Raw genomic sequence first — 14,646 nt, forward strand, 5'->3', positions numbered from 1 at the left:
GCGCTGATCGTCTCGTGATAGAAAAGGCCCGATTGCCATGCAGCGATCGGGCCTTCTTCGTTCAGGTAAAGATTGGATCGGCGCGCTTAGCTACCCATGACCAGGGTCCACCAGATCTTGCCATTGGATTCCTGGAACCAGGAGAAGCCCATGGTGCGCGCTTTGGCGTCCATGATGACCGAACGGGTGGCCGGTTGTTCCATCCAGGCTGTAAGCGTCTGCAACTCGGTCTCATATGTTTCCGAAATCGTCTCGCCGATCATTGTGCCGGTGAAACCAGTGCGGGCAACGCGGTCGAGCGGGGAAGAGCCGTCGGAGCCAAAATGCCACGGACGGTTCTGGACCGACATGTCGCGCGAATGGGTTGCGGCCGCAGCGGTCAGCTGGGGGTTCAGCTGGACAAGCGGCTTGCCTGCCGCTTCGCGAAGGGCGTTGACCGAGTCGAGCATCCGCAGCTGAACTTTGTCGGCGTTACGGATCCGGTACACGCTGCCGCCTGTGCTGCCATCAGGTGCAGGGGCACAGGCTGCGACAAGGGTCATCAGCCCGGCGATAAGGATCAGAAATACACGTGTCATACTACACCTTGCTTCGTTGACTGGGGCTGCAATAGCCCGGCTGTGACATAGGCGCAAACATGTCAGCGGTGAATTGACCGTCGCGGGATTGTTTGATTTGCGACTGAGGCATTCGCGCCATAAGATACGGCATAACGAATGCATATCTCCGCAGTTTGGAAAAGTCATGACCCGCAGCCCCTTCGAATCCTTCTCTAGACGGCAATTTCTCGCCGGTTCCGTTTCTGTCGGCGCATCACTGGTTGGCGGCGGTCTTGCCAGCGACGTCTGGGCACAGGATGCCACGGACACGACCGCGGAGGGTTTTGACCCGCTGCGCCCGCCGCCGGAGCCGGAGGCGCCGGTTCAGCGTAACATCTCGGCGTTCCGGTCCAAGGACTGGCGGCCCTATTTCGACAATCTGCGCAACGGAGCCGTGCTGGTGGATATCGACAGCCGCGCCCTGCATTTCTGGTCGGAAGACCAGAGCACCTACAAGCTATATCCCTCGTCCGTGCCGCTCTCCGATGATCTGACGCGCCGCGGCCGGACCCAGATTATCCGCAAGGTCGATGGGCCTGGCTGGGCGCCGACTCCGAACATGCGCAAGCGCAACCCGGAGTGGCCTGCCTATATCCCGCCGGGGCCGGACAATCCGCTTGGAACCCATGCTTTGTATCTCAGCTGGAAGTATTACCGAATCCACGGCACGCATGACACGCGCAAGATCGGGCGCAGGTCTTCAAACGGCTGTATCGGCCTTTATAACGAGCATATTTCGCAGCTGTTTGCGCTCACGAAAGTGGGCACTCAAGTGTTGCTAATTTGACGACATCGGCCCATTCCAGAGGCCGAATCATGCAACAAGCAATTGCAATGTCGCGATTTTGCTGATTAGAAAAATATTACGAGGTAAGTCTTGGGCGCGTGGTTCGGGTGGACTGAACTGCGCATATTTTTGGAGGTTAACATGAAAAAACTCGTTATCGCTGCTGCTCTGACTGCTGCTGCTTCGACCGCTTCCGCGGGCAACCTGGCTGAGCCGATTGTTGAGGCGCCGGTTATTGTTGAGCAGACCGAAAGCTCCTCCAGCGGCATCCTTCTGCCGCTGCTGCTGCTGGTTCTGGTTGGCGCAGCTGTTGCAAGCAACTAATTGCTTGTCTCAGAACGGTAAGAAAGGCGGTGGATTTTCCACCGCCTTTTTTCATGTCTCCCGACCTGACATGGGCCGGGGAATGCAATTTTGGTTCAGGGCGGCTCAACCGTCGTGAACTTCGGACAGAATGCTGTTCATCGATGCGAGAATCACCTCGATTCCCTCTGCATCAATCGTCAGCGGGGGGCGAATTTTCAGAATGTTGTCCTTTGGCCCTTCGCTACCGATCAGGATGCGATGATCGCGCATGCGGTTCTTCACATAGGCGCAGATATCCGTCGCTTCTGATCCGTCGTTGCGGATCAGTTCGACACCGATAAATAATCCCATGCCGCGCACATCCCCGATCGACTGATAACGGGATTGCAGTTCGCGCAGGCCTTCGATCAGTTCGGCCCCACGCACCCGCGCATTCTCCTGTAACCCTTCCTCATCGACGATATTCAGCACTTCGGTACCGATGCGGCACGACAGGGTGGAACCGCCAAAGGTCGAGAAGAACTCAGGCCCCTGTGCAAAGCTGTCCGCGATGGCGCGGGTTGTTACCAGCACACCCAGGGGATGGCCGTTGCCGATTGGTTTACCGAGTACCACGATATCGGGGCTGGCCTCTTGGTGTTCAAAGCCAAAGTAGTAGTCACCAAGGCGTCCTAGACCGGTTTGAACCTCATCGGCGATACAGATACCACCTGCGGCGCGGATCTTGTCATATACGGCGGGCAGATAGCCCTTTGGCGGAATGATCTGACCGCCGACAGAAGGGAAGGTCTCGGCAATGAAGCCAGCCACCCCATGACCGCTTGCACGCAGTTTTTCGATGGCCGGATCCACTAGGTCCGCGTATTTCTGCGCGCGGTCTGCGTCATCACGCCGGTAAGATCCGCGATAGTCATCGGCAACTTCGACCAACTGCACCCAGTCAGACGGGCCCACACCACCCTTTGCGTTGAACTTATAGGCGGAAACGTCAATCACGCCAGTGGTGTTGCCGTGATAGCCATGATCGGGCGTTACCATCCCCTTGGCACCTGTGTGCGCCCGTGCGAGGCGCAGGGCCAGCTCATTCGCTTCGGTGCCGGAATTGACGAAGAAGCAGACCTCCAGATGGTCGGGCATCTTTGACAGCACCTTTTCCGCAAAGGCGGTTTGTGCCGGGTGCAGATACCGGGTGTTGGAGTTCATGCGTTTCAGCTGATCGGCAGCAACCGCCTGAACGCGGGGATGCGCGTGGCCTACATGCGGCACGTTGTTATAGGCATCGAGATAGGGGCGGCCCATTTCGTCAAACAGATGATGTTTCCACCCACGCAGCAGCATGACCGGATCGCTGTAGGTCAGGCTGAGATTGCTGCCGAAATGTGCCTTTCGATCCGCCAGAACCCGGCGCTTGTCAGTCGGTTCATATCCGGTTTTCTCCGCAGGCAGATTCAGTAACGGTGCAGGGTTTGGGCAAAGTGCGTTCCACAGCAAGAGGTCGTCAGGATCCGCCACTCCGGGCCAGTCTGCCTCAATTCCCTTGGTCGATAGCGCCAGCTGGAAATGCACATGTGGAGCCCAGCCGCCGTTTTCAGTTGCATCTCCGAGCTGGCAGAACGGCGCGCCCTTGGCGACCCGGTCGCCAACCGAAAGCTGAGTACAGCAGTCAGGGTCAAGATGACCGTAGAGCGTATAAAATTCTTCTCCGGTGTCGGTATGGTGTTTCAGGATGACAACACCGCCGTAGTCCAGATGAGCATCGCGGTTCTCCACCGCCACGACCTCACCCTCCAGGGGGGCGTAGAGCGTCTGACCGGCCGGGGCAAAAACATCCACTGCGAGATGGACGGTACGCCGGTCGCTGGCTTTATACGCGCCTTTGCGGAAGGCTGGGGCAGTATAGATCAGCCGTGGTTCGTTGTAATATCCAAGCCACCAGTCGGCACCGTTTTCGCCGGAAAACTCTCGCCCGACTTCGGCAGCCTCGGCCAGCGGCATATCAAAAGGGTTCTGCGGCCAGGTCGATGTCTCGACCGAGAGAGACCCCATCGGCAGACCCGTCAAATCGCGTCCCATCAGCGGAGCGAACTCACCGGAATATTTCTCTAGATAGGCAATTACCCGGTCGGCACCATCGACCACCGAAAGGCCGCAGGTCGCTCTCAGCCGGGACGAAATCAGGGCCGGATGCTCACTTGGCTGCTCCAGAAAACGCCATGCAGGACCCTGCGATATGGTCACATAGGGGTCATCGGGATTGTCTTTGGCCACCAGTGTGGAATTGACGACGCTGACGGCCAGACGCATCCGCAGCAGAGGCCAGAGAAGATCTAGTTCGGTTTCGGTCAACGGATTGACGGCGTGGTAGCCTTCTATCAGCGCGGACAGGGCAGCCTGCGGTCGGGGATTATCCAGCACGATATACGCAGCTGCAATGGCCAGATCACAGATTCGCGGCGCAGCACACATGTCGCCAAGGTCGATCAGACCGCCGACATGGCGTGGTTGGCATAGCGTGCCAGTAACGAGAATGTTGTAGTCATTGGCGTCATTATGAATCGCCTGTTTCGGCAGGGAGCCAAGCACCGGCTTCAGCTCTGTGAAATCGGCGCAGATCGCAGCAATCAGGCTACGGCGTTTGCTGTCTGCGATGCAGTCGAGATCGCTTGCCACCCAGTCGGCAGACATCAGATCCCATTTGAAATCACGTAGCAGCGCGGGATGGTCAAAGGTTTTGAGCGCGCGGGTGATGCTTCCAAGCGCGGCACCGATTTCCCTGATGAGAACGGATGATTTCGGCGCGCTTTTGGCATAGCAGCGGCCCGGCAGCTGAGTTTGCAGCCAGACCAGGCGCTCAACCCCGGTTTCGTCTGCAAGATCGAGGCAGAGCGCACCATCGGCGGTTGCCACGGCGCGTGGACATGGCAGATCCGGGTCAGTTTGATGGAGATGCGCCAGCGCAGCGATTTGCATCTCGACGAGATCAGGGGCGCAACCGGGGCGCATGACCTTTAGAATATAGCCCTGCCCATCCTCGGCGAGTGCACGAAAGTTCAGGTCATATTCCCCGTCCAACCGTGACAGGTCAGCGGTGATGCCCCAGTGATTATTCAGGGCATCGGCCCAATGCAATTCGGCCAGGTTCAATGCGGTCATGAGAGGTCCCTGTTCAAATATCCTCAGCCCCGTTGGCCGGGGCGTTTTGGTTATTTGGACCGGGGAGTGGCGATTAGTCCAGCCACCCTTTCAAATTGCGTTGGATAACGCCGGACAGCGCGTCAATGTGCTCGGCGTCATCGTTCAGGCAAGGGATATAGAGAAATTCCTCTCCGCCCGCGTGCTCAAAGCTTTCGCGAATTTCCTCGTTGATTTCCTCAAGCGTCTCAATGCAGTCCGCCGAGAAGGCGGGGGCGATCACCGCGATGTTTTTCTTGCCTTCTTTGGCGAGGGTGGCGACGTGATCCACGGTATAGGGCTTCAGCCATTCTTCGGGGCCAAACACCGACTGAAACGTGGTGGTGATTTCGGTATCGGTCCACCCCAGACGTTCTTTCAGGAGGCGCGTCGTTTTCTGGCACTGACAATGGTAGGGATCGCCCTGCATCAGATAGCGCTTGGGCATCCCATGATAGGATACAACCAGAATTTCGGGTTTTTTCTCGGCGGTGGCATAAGCTTTCTCCACCGAACGCGCAAGGGCGTCGATATATGCCGGATCGTCAAAATAGGGTGCGACGGTGCGTGCGGCGGGCTGCCAGGTTTCTTCCATCAGGGCGCGGAAAAATTGGTCGTTGGCGGTGGCCGAGGTGGCCCCGGCATATTGCGGATAAAGCGGGACGAAGAGGATTTTCTGACAGCCGGCCTCAACCATTGCCCGCACTTTGGATTTGGTTGAGGGATTGCCGTAGCGCATACAGAAATCCACCATGACCTCTTTGCCATACCGCTCCTGCAGCGCTTCCGACATCGCGGCGGTCTGCTCCTTGGTGATGGTCATCAGGGGGCTTTCGCCCTTGTCATGGTTCCAGATGGACTTATACGCCGCTCCCGAGGAAAACGGCCGTTTGGCCAAAATGATCAGTTGCAACAGCGGCTGCCATTTCCAGGCAGGATAGTCGATCACACGCTTGTCCGAGAGAAACTCGCTCAGATACCGGCGCATCGGCCAGTAGCTATAGTCATCGGGGGTGCCCAGATTGGCCAACAGTACGCCGACCTTCGCCGGGGCGATCTTGGGGTGGTCTGCCGGCGCATGAGCGGGGCAGGTGGCGGGGGCAGTGGCGTCCAGCATCTATCAGGGTCCTGTGCGGTAAACGGTCAGCGGATCGTTGGTCCGCCCTAGCTATATGAAGATACGGCGGAAATGACCAATTGGATCATTCCACCAGAGCCATAGGATAGACCTATGGCTGGTTCTGTCTACTTTGGCAGCGGTGTTTCCGGCACCTTCAGCGCATCCGCCAGTCGCGCCTTTGCCGATCCGGGGCGCAGCGGTTTTTGCTGGGTGTCGGACGGGGACCAGCCGGTCAGGCAAATCAGTTCAAAGGTTGCAGGCAAAAGACCGTCCTCCGTTGCGTAGCTGGACCGGTAGATATCCGCAGTGTCAGCGAACAATTTGCGCGTGGTTGCGGTCTTTTGCCTCTGTGTCATGGCATTGGTTTCGCCCATGCCGCGCAGTTCGTGCATCAGGTGCCACAGGTCGCGGTACTTTGCGGTCAGAGGCACAACATCCGCCACCGGAAGCGCAAATCCGGCCCGTTGCAACAGCGCACCCAGATCGCGCACTTCGCCCATCGGGGCCACGCGGGGCGACAGCCCGCCGGAAAGGCGGGTTTCGGCGGTGGCCAGGGCGCTGCGCAATTCATGCAGGGTCTGGCCGCCCAGCATCACGACCAGCAGCAAGCCGTCTTCGGTCAGGGCCCGGTGACATTGGATCAATTGTCCGACCGGATCATTGGCCCAGTGCAGTGACATGGCATGGACCACAAGATCATGGGCACCAACCGCCAGATCCAATGTTTCGTCATCCGCGACATGTTTGGCATCGGGCAGACAACTGTCCCAGCCTTGCGCAAAAGGCGCCACCAGCGCTGGGCGCGTAAAGCTCCTGTTAACCATGGAGAGCCGATCCTCAATCTCATCGCGTGCGATGTCGTGCAGGAACAGGGCTTCGGGGGTCAGGCGGCTGCGATGGGCGGCGAGTGCGCTGCGGTCAAAGAGCTGCGGGCGGGGCGTCGTGGCTTTGGTCATGAGGGCTATTTAGGATGTTGAAGGCGCGGATACAAACGGCTGTTTCGCTGATCTACCCGCCACGCTGTCTGGCCTGCGGTGAGTGGGTCGACAGCGATTTCGGACTTTGTGGCCCCTGCTGGCGCGAGACACCGTTCATACATGGAACCTGTTGCCATGGATGTGGAGTCCCTTTGATCGGGGAGGAGGACGGGTTTCGCCTCGAATGTGATGAGTGTATGGATCACCCACGGCCCTGGCAGGAAGGACGCGCCGCGCTGACCTATGAGGGCACGGCCCGGCGGCTGGTACTGGCCCTGAAACACGGGGATCGAACTGAAATCGCCCGGCCTGCAGGGCGCTGGTTGGGGCGGGCGGCTGCCAGTTTGCTTGTGGATGATCCCTTGGTGGCGCCGGTGCCGCTACACTGGTCGCGGTTTCTGCGCCGCCGCTATAATCAATCTGATCTGCTGGCCCGACAAATGTCCCGAGACGCTGGCTTGGACTACTGCCCGGACCTGTTGCGGCGCGTTCGCCGTACACCTTCGCTTGAAGGGCAGGGCCGCTGCGAGCGCTACGCAACGTTGGCGCGGTCGATTTCGGCGCATCCGAAACATGCCGCACAGATTGACGGGCGTATCGTCTTGCTGGTCGATGATGTGATGACCAGTGGTGCCACGCTTGCGGCCTGTAGCGAGGCTTGCCTTGATGCAGGCGCAAGCGCGGTCCGTATCGCCGTGCTTGCAAGGGTCACGCAGTCGTGATCTGAACGCGCTGGGGCTGGCAATTCTATCATGGACTGCCCAAGTTCAGGGCCAAGCCACTGAATATTTTCAAACGGAGACCCGAATGAAACCGGTCGAAATCTACACTTCCCCGCTCTGCGGGTTTTGCCATGCCGCAAAACGCCTGCTGACCCAGAAAGGCGTAAGCTTCGACGAAATCGACGTCTTGGCTAATCCTGATCGCAAGGTCGAAATGATCGAGCGTGCCAATGGTGGGCGTACCGTTCCGCAGATTTTTGTCGGCGAGACCCATGTCGGTGGATGCGATGATCTTTATGCACTGGATCGGTCCGGCAAGCTGGATCCGCTGCTGGCAACCTGAGGCGCGGTGATTAAGATCGGTGACCATCGGAGGATATAACAGATGCGTGCGGCCTTGCTTCAACTGACATCAAGCGACCAGCCAGCTGAAAATCTGGTGATGGTGCAGGAGATGATTGCCGAGGCCGCTGCCGCTGGCGCCGGTTTTGTACTGACACCAGAAGTGACAAACTGCCTTTCTGGAAGTCGCAGCCACCAGACGTCGGTCCTCCATCATGAAGCGGATGATCCGACGTTGGCGGCCCTGCGCAGAACTGCCGAGGAGCGCGGTCTCTGGCTGTCTCTCGGATCCCTCGCGTTGAAGACGACGGATGCTGATGGACGGTTTGCCAATCGCCAGTTTCTGATCGATCCAGCCGGTGAGATTGTTGCGCGCTATGACAAGATCCACATGTTCGATGTGGATGTCACGCCTGAAGAAACTTACCGCGAGTCGGATGGATACCGCCCGGGCCGTCAGGCTGTGGTTGCACAGACTCCATTTGCAGCCCTGGGAATGACCATATGTTACGACGTACGCTTCCCCTATCTGCATCGGCGTCTGGCCAAAGCAGGGGCTCAGGTGCTGCTGGCGCCCGCAGCCTTTTCGCCTGTTACCGGTGCGGCCCATTGGCACGCATTGCTTCAGGCGCGTGCAATCGAGACGGGCTGCTATGTGCTGGCGGCTGCTCAGACGGGCACCCATCCGGCAACCAAGGGAAAGTCGCGACGCACCTATGGCCATTCTCTGGTGGTGTCACCCTGGGGGGAAATTCTGGCCGATGGCGGCGTTGAGCAAGGGGTCACCTACATTGATCTTGACCTTGAAAAAGTGGCACAAGCGCGTCGACAGGTTCCTTCCCTGTTTCATGACCGAGAATTCGACGGCCCCTGATGGACGATACCAATTCCCTTGCGGTTTCGCTGTTCAGCGAAATTCTGATGGCAGATCAGCTGGCGCGGACCCGGCTGGGACAAGTGCTGCCTAAGGGAATGGAACTGTCGCATTTCTCGGTATTGAACCATCTCGCACGTACCGGAGTTGAGCGGTCGCCCGCTCAGCTGGCCAAGGCGTTTCACGTGACCCGTGGGGCGATGACCAATACATTGAGCAAGCTGGAAGCGGCGGGCTACGTTCATATCCGCCCAGACTGGGATGATGCGCGACGCAAAATGGTCGCGATCAGCCCGGCGGGACGACAGGCGCGCGACGCCGCATTGGCCAGCATTGTTCCGATGATCCGCGAAGTGGTTGAGGAACTGGGGGGTGACCGGGTCAAATCCGCGCTGCCGATCCTGCGAGAGTTCCGCATTAAGCTGGGAAGTCGCGACTGATTGGCGACTAGGGGCGCAGGGCCCCAATCCTGCAAAACGGAAAAGGACGTCTGCGAACAGACGTCCTTGGTGCCCCCCGTCAGGCTGGTCCGTGAGTGGTAGGCTTAACGACAGGGCGACCCGGAACAAGGGCCTCTGTGCATTCACTCGGTGACAGGTCAGGAACATCTGACCCTATCCATGGTCTACCACGTAGAAGGTAGCGGCCCAACGACGCAGAAGGATGATTGCCTATCCTAAAGTATAGGGACAGGGCTTTTGCCTCCGCGCTTAGCGAGGCTTTGTGCTGGCTGTCACGTAATTTACACTCAAATCACGGTCCGAGAGCGACCAGCTCCAGAAGATCGGATTGAACACAAAACCCTTCCGATCGACAGGCGTCAGCCCCGCCTTTGAGAGCAGCTCGAACAGCTCGTCTGGTGTAATGAACTTCGACCATTCATGTGTCCCGCGCGGCAGCCATCGCATGACAACCTCGGCGCCTAAAATGGCCATCGCGTAGCTTTTGGGATTGCGGTTGATGGTTGAACAGATTTGCAGACCACCGGGCCTGAGCAGCTGCTGCGTGGCAGTTAGATAGCTGAGCGGATCGGCAACATGTTCGACCACCTCCATGTTGAGAACCACGTCGAACTGCTCGCCCGCCTCTGCCAGCGCCTCGGCCGTGGTGTGGCGATAGTCGATGTCCAGACCGGATTGCTGGGCGTGAACCTGAGCGACCGGAATATTGCCCGCTGCGGCGTCGGCGCCGACGACATCGGCACCCAGACGGGCCATTGGTTCGCTGAGAAGCCCGCCACCGCAGCCGATGTCCAGAATGCGCAGTCCGGAAAAGGGCGCCTGATCGGATAGGTTGCGATTAAATTCACCAGCGATTTGCCGGGTGATGTAGTCCAGCCGACAGGGGTTCAGCATGTGCAATGGTTTGAATTTTCCAGTGGGATCCCACCATTCGGCGGCCATGGCCTCAAATTTTGCGATCTCGGACGGGTCTACCGTGGATTGAGGCGCTTGCATTCCTGTCTCCGTGTGTTCTTTTATCATTCAGGACTAAGTTAGGTCAGTAATGGACAAATACCCGTATCAAAAGCGCGCAGTGCAGTATTTGTACCCGCCCATTGAACCCTTTGATCAGCGGATGGTCGATGTGGGGCAGGGCCACCATATCTATATGGAGCAGAGCGGTAATCCGGACGGTATCCCTGTGGTGGTCTGTCACGGAGGCCCGGGTGGCGGGAGCAGCCCGGCCATGCGGCGGTATTTCGACCCTGACCACTACCGGATTGTATTATTCGATCAGCGCGGTTGCGGACGGTCGCGGCCGCACGCCTCCTGCGCTGACAATACTACCTGGCATCTGGTCGCGGATATGGAAATCATCCGCCGACTTCTGGGGCTGTCGCGGTGGATGGTGTTCGGCGGGAGCTGGGGGGCAACTTTGTCGCTGATCTATGCCCAGACCCATCCCGAGCGGGTGCGCCATCTGATCCTGCGCGGCGTCTTCCTGATGACCAAGTCAGAGCTGGACTGGTTCTACGGTGGTGGTGCTGGCCGTTTCTGGCCGGAGACCTGGTCGCGTTTTGTCTCGATGATCCCCGATGGTGAGCGGGGCGATCTGATCGCCGCCTATAACAGACGGCTGTTTTCCGGCGATATGGCTGAGGAGATCCTGTTCGGCCGGGCTTGGTCGGCATGGGAGAACGCGTTGGCCTCGATCCATTCCAACGGCACATCGGGCGAAAGCCCGGGCGACTACGCGCGCGCCTTTGCACGACTGGAGAATCACTATTTCATCAATGGCGGGTTTCTCGACTACGATGGTCAGATCTTTGCCAATATGGGGCGCATATCGCATATTCCCGGCATCATCGTGCAGGGGCGGTATGATATGATTTGTCCGCCGACCTCCGCCTGGCGATTGAAAGAGCTGTGGCCAAATGCCGAGTTGAAGATGGTGCGCAATGCGGGCCATGCTCTGTCCGAACCGGGAATCAGCGCCGAGCTGGTGCGCGCAATGGACCAGATTGCAGAGGAGCAGGAGCCATGACACGGATCGACAGGCGTGCGCTGTTCACATCTGGCGCCGCGGCTGCCCTGCTGGCTGCAACCGGGGCCGCGCTGGCTGATACGCCGCGGCAGGGCGGGATCCTTCGTCTCGCGGTACCGCGAGACGGTGGGCTGATGGATCAGGTCGCTCGTGGGGCCGTGTTTGACACCTTGCTGGAAATTGGCCCTGACGGCTCCTTGCGGCCTGAGCTGGCCAGTCGCTGGAGCAGCAGCCCCGATGCGCGGGTCTGGCAGTTCGATATTCGGGCAGATGTGACGTTTCACGATGGAACACCGGTGCGGGCGGCGGATGTGACGGCGAGCCTGCTGGGCAGCGATATCGGCGATGGCGCTGCTCAAATCGACATACTCTCGCCCGGTAGCATCCAGATTGTGCTGGGCGCGTCCAATCCGCATCTCCCTTATTTATTGGCCGATGGCCGGTTTGCGATTGCCGCCGGCGGGGAAACCTCAGGCGACCTCTCAGCGGCAAACGGGACCGGGTGCTACAGGGTGGAGCGCGCGCGCGCTGGGCGCGACTTCCGCGCGGCGCGGGTGCGGGGGCACTACAAATCCGGTCAGGCCGGTTGGGTCGATACGGTTGAGTTGATCGTGATTCCCGATGCCGCCGTGCGGGCTGAGGCGCTGCGGGATGGATATGTCGATGTCGCAGCCCTGCCAGCACCCGAAGGTCTCGTCTCGCGCGGCAGTTTTCACTACCATCCATCCGTTGATGACATGGCGCTGGCAGCCCGGCGGGATGTTGGTATGCCTCGGACGATAGGCACTCGGTCGGCTTTGGACGATGGTCGAATTGCGGAACGCTGGTGGCGCCTCTGATCTGCACGATTTGCAAGCCTGGGTCCGCACAGAACATGGGTCAGGGGAACTGCCTCTTGCAGTTTGGCCTGATCCGGCGTATATGCCTTTCGTAACAGCGGCGCGTCGGGTTTGACCCTCAGCTCCACCGGAAAGTTCAACGGGCCGCGCGCCCGTTTTTTTGTGCCCGAATCACAGATCTGGAATTCGTATGACCAATGACCTGATAGCCAAGGCAGCCATCGACCGTCGGCTTGCCGAGATCATCACCCCGGTGATTGAAGATCTCGGTTTTGAGCTGGTGCGTATTCGGCTGATGTCTGGCAAGACGACCACCCTGCAGATCATGGCCGACAAGCCTGAAGGCGGCATCGAGGTGGATGGCTGCGCTGAGATCTCCAACGCGGTCAGTGCGACGCTGGACGTGGAGGATCCGATCCTTGACAGCTACGCGCTTGAGGTCTCCAGCCCCGGTATCGACCGGCCGCTGACCCGTCTCAAAGACTTCGATATGTTCGAGGGCTATGAGGCCAAGATCGAGACCAGCGAGCTGATCGACGGCCGCCGCCGTTTCAAGGGCGAGCTGGCCGGTGTTGAGGATGACGAGGTTCTGATCAATATCGAAGAACATGGCGAGACTGTTACCATCGGCTTGAAATTCGACTGGTTGAGCGATGCCAAACTGGTTCTTACCGATGATCTGATCAAAGAAATGCTGCGTCAGCGCAAGGCTGCCGGCACCCTGAACGAAGACGCATTCGACGAAATCGAGGCCGATGGGTCCGAAGAGGAGAAAAAGTAATGGCTATCACATCAGCAAACCAGTTGGAGCTTCTGCAGACCGCAGAAGCCGTGGCGCGCGAAAAGATGATCGACCCCGGTTTGGTTGTCGATGCGATGGAAGAGAGCCTGGCGCGGGCCGCCAAGAGCCGCTACGGCAGCGAGATGGACATTCGTGTGTCCATTGACCGCAAGACTGGCCGTGCGACCTTTACCCGCGTGCGGACCGTGGTCGAAGATGACGCGCTGGAAAACTACCAGGCGGAAATGACTGTTGAGCAGGCCAAGCAGTATATGGCCGATCCTTCGGTTGGCGATGTCTTCGTCGAGGAAGTGCCTCCTGTCGAGATGGGCCGGATCGCTGCCCAGTCCGCCAAGCAGGTGATCCTGCAGAAGGTGCGCGAAGCTGAGCGTGATCGTCAGTACGAAGAGTTCAAGGATCGTGCCGGCACCATCATCAACGGCCTGGTCAAACGTGAAGAATACGGCAACGTCATCGTTGACGTGGGTGCGGGTGAGGCGATCCTGCGCCGGAACGAGAAAATCGGCCGCGAGAGCTACCGCCCGAATGACCGGATTCGCTGCTATATCAAGGATGTGCGCCGCGAGCCGCGTGGCCCTCAAATCTTCCTGTCGCGGACCGCGCCGGAGTTCATGGCTGAGCTGTTCAAGATGGAAGTGCCTGAAATCTATGATGGCGTTATTGAGATCAAGGCGGTTGCCCGTGATCCGGGTTCGCGCGCAAAGATTGCTGTGATCAGCTATGATGGCTCCATTGATCCGGTTGGCGCCTGTGTCGGTATGCGCGGTTCGCGCGTTCAGGCCGTGGTCAACGAACTGCAGGGTGAAAAGATCGACATCATCCCGTGGAACGAAGATCAGCCGACCTTCCTTGTGAACGCGCTGCAGCCTGCGGAAGTGTCCAAGGTTGTTCTGGACGAAGAAGCGGGCAAGATCGAGGTTGTGGTCCCCGAAGAGCAGCTGTCGCTGGCAATCGGCCGTCGTGGTCAGAACGTGCGTCTGGCATCGCAGCTGACTGCGCTTGATATCGACATCATGACCGAGGAAGAGGAATCGGCCCGCCGCCAGAAGGAATTCGAGGCGCGCACCAAGCTGTTCATGGAAACCCTGGATCTGGACGAATTCTTTGCCCAGCTGCTGGTCTCCGAAGGCTTTACCAACCTCGAAGAAGTTGCCTATGTCGAGCTGGATGAGCTGCTGGTTATTGACGGTGTCGACGAGGGCACCGCTCAGGAGCTTCAGGCGCGTGCGGCTGACTACCTGGAAGCGCAGGCGAAAGCGGCGATTGATGCAGCCCGGGCATTGGGTGCCGAGGACAGCCTGATTGACTTTGATGGTCTGACGCCCCAAATGATTGAGGCACTGGCCAAGGATGGCATCAAGACGCTTGAAGATTTTGCTACCTGCGCTGACTGGGAGCTGGCCGGCGGTTGGACCACCAACAAGGGTGAGCGCGTCAAGGATGACGGCATTCTGGAACCATTTGATGTGTCGCTGGAAGATGCTCAGACTCTTGTCATGACCGCCCGCGTTCTGCTGGGTTGGGTGGATCCCACCGAACTGGAAGCGGATGCTGAAGACGATGCCGACATCGAAGACGGCGAAGCAGAAGAGGGCGAGGCCTGAACTCAGGCCTCGCAGC

The 14,646-nt window shown here is 59.0% G+C and carries 15 protein-coding genes; 10 read left to right on the plus strand and 5 right to left on the minus strand.

Annotated features, from left to right (window positions below; all coding sequences use genetic code 11):
* Positions 1–86 precede the first annotated feature (86 nt).
* Positions 87–578: a CAP domain-containing protein gene (locus VWZ85_RS04425; protein ID WP_416587246.1), complete on the minus strand. Its 492-nt coding sequence runs from the start codon at positions 576–578 to the stop codon at positions 87–89.
* Positions 579–744: 166 nt separating this feature from the next.
* Between VWZ85_RS04425 and VWZ85_RS04430 the strand changes: the two genes are divergently transcribed.
* Positions 745–1,386, plus strand: a complete 642-nt coding sequence (locus VWZ85_RS04430; protein WP_340547149.1) for a L,D-transpeptidase — start codon at positions 745–747, stop codon at positions 1,384–1,386.
* A gap of 141 nt (positions 1,387–1,527) precedes the next feature.
* Positions 1,528–1,710 (plus strand): hypothetical protein, encoded by a 183-nt coding sequence (locus VWZ85_RS04435; RefSeq protein ID WP_340547150.1) that lies wholly within the window; start codon positions 1,528–1,530, stop codon positions 1,708–1,710.
* Between the two features lie 105 nt (positions 1,711–1,815).
* Here the strand turns inward: VWZ85_RS04435 and VWZ85_RS04440 are convergent, their stop codons facing one another.
* The 3 genes from VWZ85_RS04440 to VWZ85_RS04450 all read right to left on the minus strand — a co-directional run bounded on the left by VWZ85_RS04440 (position 1,816) and on the right by VWZ85_RS04450 (position 6,939).
* A complete protein-coding gene (locus tag VWZ85_RS04440) occupies positions 1,816–4,845 on the minus strand; it encodes an aminotransferase class III-fold pyridoxal phosphate-dependent enzyme (protein ID WP_416587247.1) in 3,030 nt (1,009 codons plus the stop codon).
* Positions 4,846–4,918: 73 nt separating this feature from the next.
* On the minus strand, positions 4,919–5,980 hold the full coding sequence (hemH, locus tag VWZ85_RS04445) for a ferrochelatase (protein ID WP_340547152.1): 1,062 nt from the start codon (positions 5,978–5,980) through the stop codon (positions 4,919–4,921).
* 128 nt (positions 5,981–6,108) lie between these two features.
* Positions 6,109–6,939: a methyltransferase domain-containing protein gene (locus VWZ85_RS04450; RefSeq protein WP_416587248.1), complete on the minus strand. Its 831-nt coding sequence runs from the start codon at positions 6,937–6,939 to the stop codon at positions 6,109–6,111.
* A 14-nt stretch (positions 6,940–6,953) separates the two neighbouring features.
* Between VWZ85_RS04450 and VWZ85_RS04455 the strand changes: the two genes are divergently transcribed.
* The 4 genes from VWZ85_RS04455 (at position 6,954) to VWZ85_RS04470 (ending at position 9,338) form a co-directional block, all read left to right on the plus strand.
* Positions 6,954–7,682, plus strand: a complete 729-nt coding sequence (locus tag VWZ85_RS04455) for a double zinc ribbon domain-containing protein (protein WP_416542717.1) — start codon at positions 6,954–6,956, stop codon at positions 7,680–7,682.
* Between the two features lie 85 nt (positions 7,683–7,767).
* Positions 7,768–8,025: a glutaredoxin 3 gene (grxC, locus tag VWZ85_RS04460; RefSeq protein ID WP_416587249.1), complete on the plus strand. Its 258-nt coding sequence runs from the start codon at positions 7,768–7,770 to the stop codon at positions 8,023–8,025.
* Positions 8,026–8,067: 42 nt separating this feature from the next.
* Positions 8,068–8,898, plus strand: a complete 831-nt coding sequence (locus VWZ85_RS04465; RefSeq protein ID WP_416587250.1) for a carbon-nitrogen hydrolase family protein — start codon at positions 8,068–8,070, stop codon at positions 8,896–8,898.
* Entirely contained in the window at positions 8,898–9,338 is a 441-nt protein-coding gene (locus VWZ85_RS04470; RefSeq protein WP_340547157.1) for a MarR family winged helix-turn-helix transcriptional regulator, read from the plus strand. Before VWZ85_RS04465 ends, VWZ85_RS04470 begins: the two co-directional genes overlap by 1 nt.
* Before the next feature lie 270 nt (positions 9,339–9,608).
* Here VWZ85_RS04470 and ubiG read toward each other — a convergent pair whose 3' ends face one another.
* Positions 9,609–10,355, minus strand: coding sequence for a bifunctional 2-polyprenyl-6-hydroxyphenol methylase/3-demethylubiquinol 3-O-methyltransferase UbiG (ubiG, locus tag VWZ85_RS04475; RefSeq protein WP_416542719.1), 747 nt, complete (start codon positions 10,353–10,355; stop codon positions 9,609–9,611).
* A gap of 49 nt (positions 10,356–10,404) precedes the next feature.
* Between ubiG and pip the strand changes: the two genes are divergently transcribed.
* From pip to nusA, 4 genes are all read left to right on the plus strand, one after another.
* Complete coding sequence (gene pip / locus VWZ85_RS04480; RefSeq protein WP_340547159.1) at positions 10,405–11,385, plus strand: prolyl aminopeptidase; 981 nt, start codon at positions 10,405–10,407, stop codon at positions 11,383–11,385.
* Positions 11,382–12,224, plus strand: coding sequence for an ABC transporter substrate-binding protein (locus VWZ85_RS04485; RefSeq protein WP_416587251.1), 843 nt, complete (start codon positions 11,382–11,384; stop codon positions 12,222–12,224). Before pip ends, VWZ85_RS04485 begins: the two co-directional genes overlap by 4 nt.
* Positions 12,225–12,414: 190 nt before the next feature.
* A complete protein-coding gene (rimP, locus tag VWZ85_RS04490; RefSeq protein ID WP_340547161.1) occupies positions 12,415–13,005 on the plus strand; it encodes a ribosome maturation factor RimP in 591 nt (196 codons plus the stop codon).
* Positions 13,005–14,630, plus strand: a complete 1,626-nt coding sequence (gene nusA, locus VWZ85_RS04495) for a transcription termination factor NusA (protein WP_340547162.1) — start codon at positions 13,005–13,007, stop codon at positions 14,628–14,630. The genes rimP and nusA overlap by 1 nt, the downstream gene beginning before the upstream one ends.
* Positions 14,631–14,646: the final 16 nt, after the last annotated feature.

It is taken from the genome of Phaeobacter sp. JH20_29 (assembly GCF_048056175.1).
Taxonomy (GTDB): Bacteria; Pseudomonadota; Alphaproteobacteria; order Rhodobacterales; family Rhodobacteraceae; genus Phaeobacter; species Phaeobacter bryozoorum.

What these genes read in the sequence shown, in the direction of transcription:
- VWZ85_RS04430 (WP_340547149.1), top strand. Translation starts at nt 745, where the DNA reads ATGACCCGCAGCCCCTTCGAATCCTTCTCTAGACGGCAATTTCTCGCC.
- VWZ85_RS04470 (WP_340547157.1), top strand. Translation starts at nt 8,898, where the DNA reads ATGGACGATACCAATTCCCTTGCGGTTTCGCTGTTCAGCGAAATTCTG.
- VWZ85_RS04465 (WP_416587250.1), top strand. Translation starts at nt 8,068, where the DNA reads ATGCGTGCGGCCTTGCTTCAACTGACATCAAGCGACCAGCCAGCTGAA.
- ubiG (WP_416542719.1), bottom strand. Translation starts at nt 10,355, where the DNA reads ATGCAAGCGCCTCAATCCACGGTAGACCCGTCCGAGATCGCAAAATTT.
- rimP (WP_340547161.1), top strand. Translation starts at nt 12,415, where the DNA reads ATGACCAATGACCTGATAGCCAAGGCAGCCATCGACCGTCGGCTTGCC.
- hemH (WP_340547152.1), bottom strand. Translation starts at nt 5,980, where the DNA reads ATGCTGGACGCCACTGCCCCCGCCACCTGCCCCGCTCATGCGCCGGCA.
- VWZ85_RS04440 (WP_416587247.1), bottom strand. Translation starts at nt 4,845, where the DNA reads ATGACCGCATTGAACCTGGCCGAATTGCATTGGGCCGATGCCCTGAAT.
- pip (WP_340547159.1), top strand. Translation starts at nt 10,405, where the DNA reads ATGGACAAATACCCGTATCAAAAGCGCGCAGTGCAGTATTTGTACCCG.
- grxC (WP_416587249.1), top strand. Translation starts at nt 7,768, where the DNA reads ATGAAACCGGTCGAAATCTACACTTCCCCGCTCTGCGGGTTTTGCCAT.
- VWZ85_RS04425 (WP_416587246.1), bottom strand. Translation starts at nt 578, where the DNA reads ATGACACGTGTATTTCTGATCCTTATCGCCGGGCTGATGACCCTTGTC.
- VWZ85_RS04435 (WP_340547150.1), top strand. Translation starts at nt 1,528, where the DNA reads ATGAAAAAACTCGTTATCGCTGCTGCTCTGACTGCTGCTGCTTCGACC.
- VWZ85_RS04485 (WP_416587251.1), top strand. Translation starts at nt 11,382, where the DNA reads ATGACACGGATCGACAGGCGTGCGCTGTTCACATCTGGCGCCGCGGCT.
- VWZ85_RS04455 (WP_416542717.1), top strand. Translation starts at nt 6,954, where the DNA reads ATGTTGAAGGCGCGGATACAAACGGCTGTTTCGCTGATCTACCCGCCA.
- VWZ85_RS04450 (WP_416587248.1), bottom strand. Translation starts at nt 6,939, where the DNA reads ATGACCAAAGCCACGACGCCCCGCCCGCAGCTCTTTGACCGCAGCGCA.
- nusA (WP_340547162.1), top strand. Translation starts at nt 13,005, where the DNA reads ATGGCTATCACATCAGCAAACCAGTTGGAGCTTCTGCAGACCGCAGAA.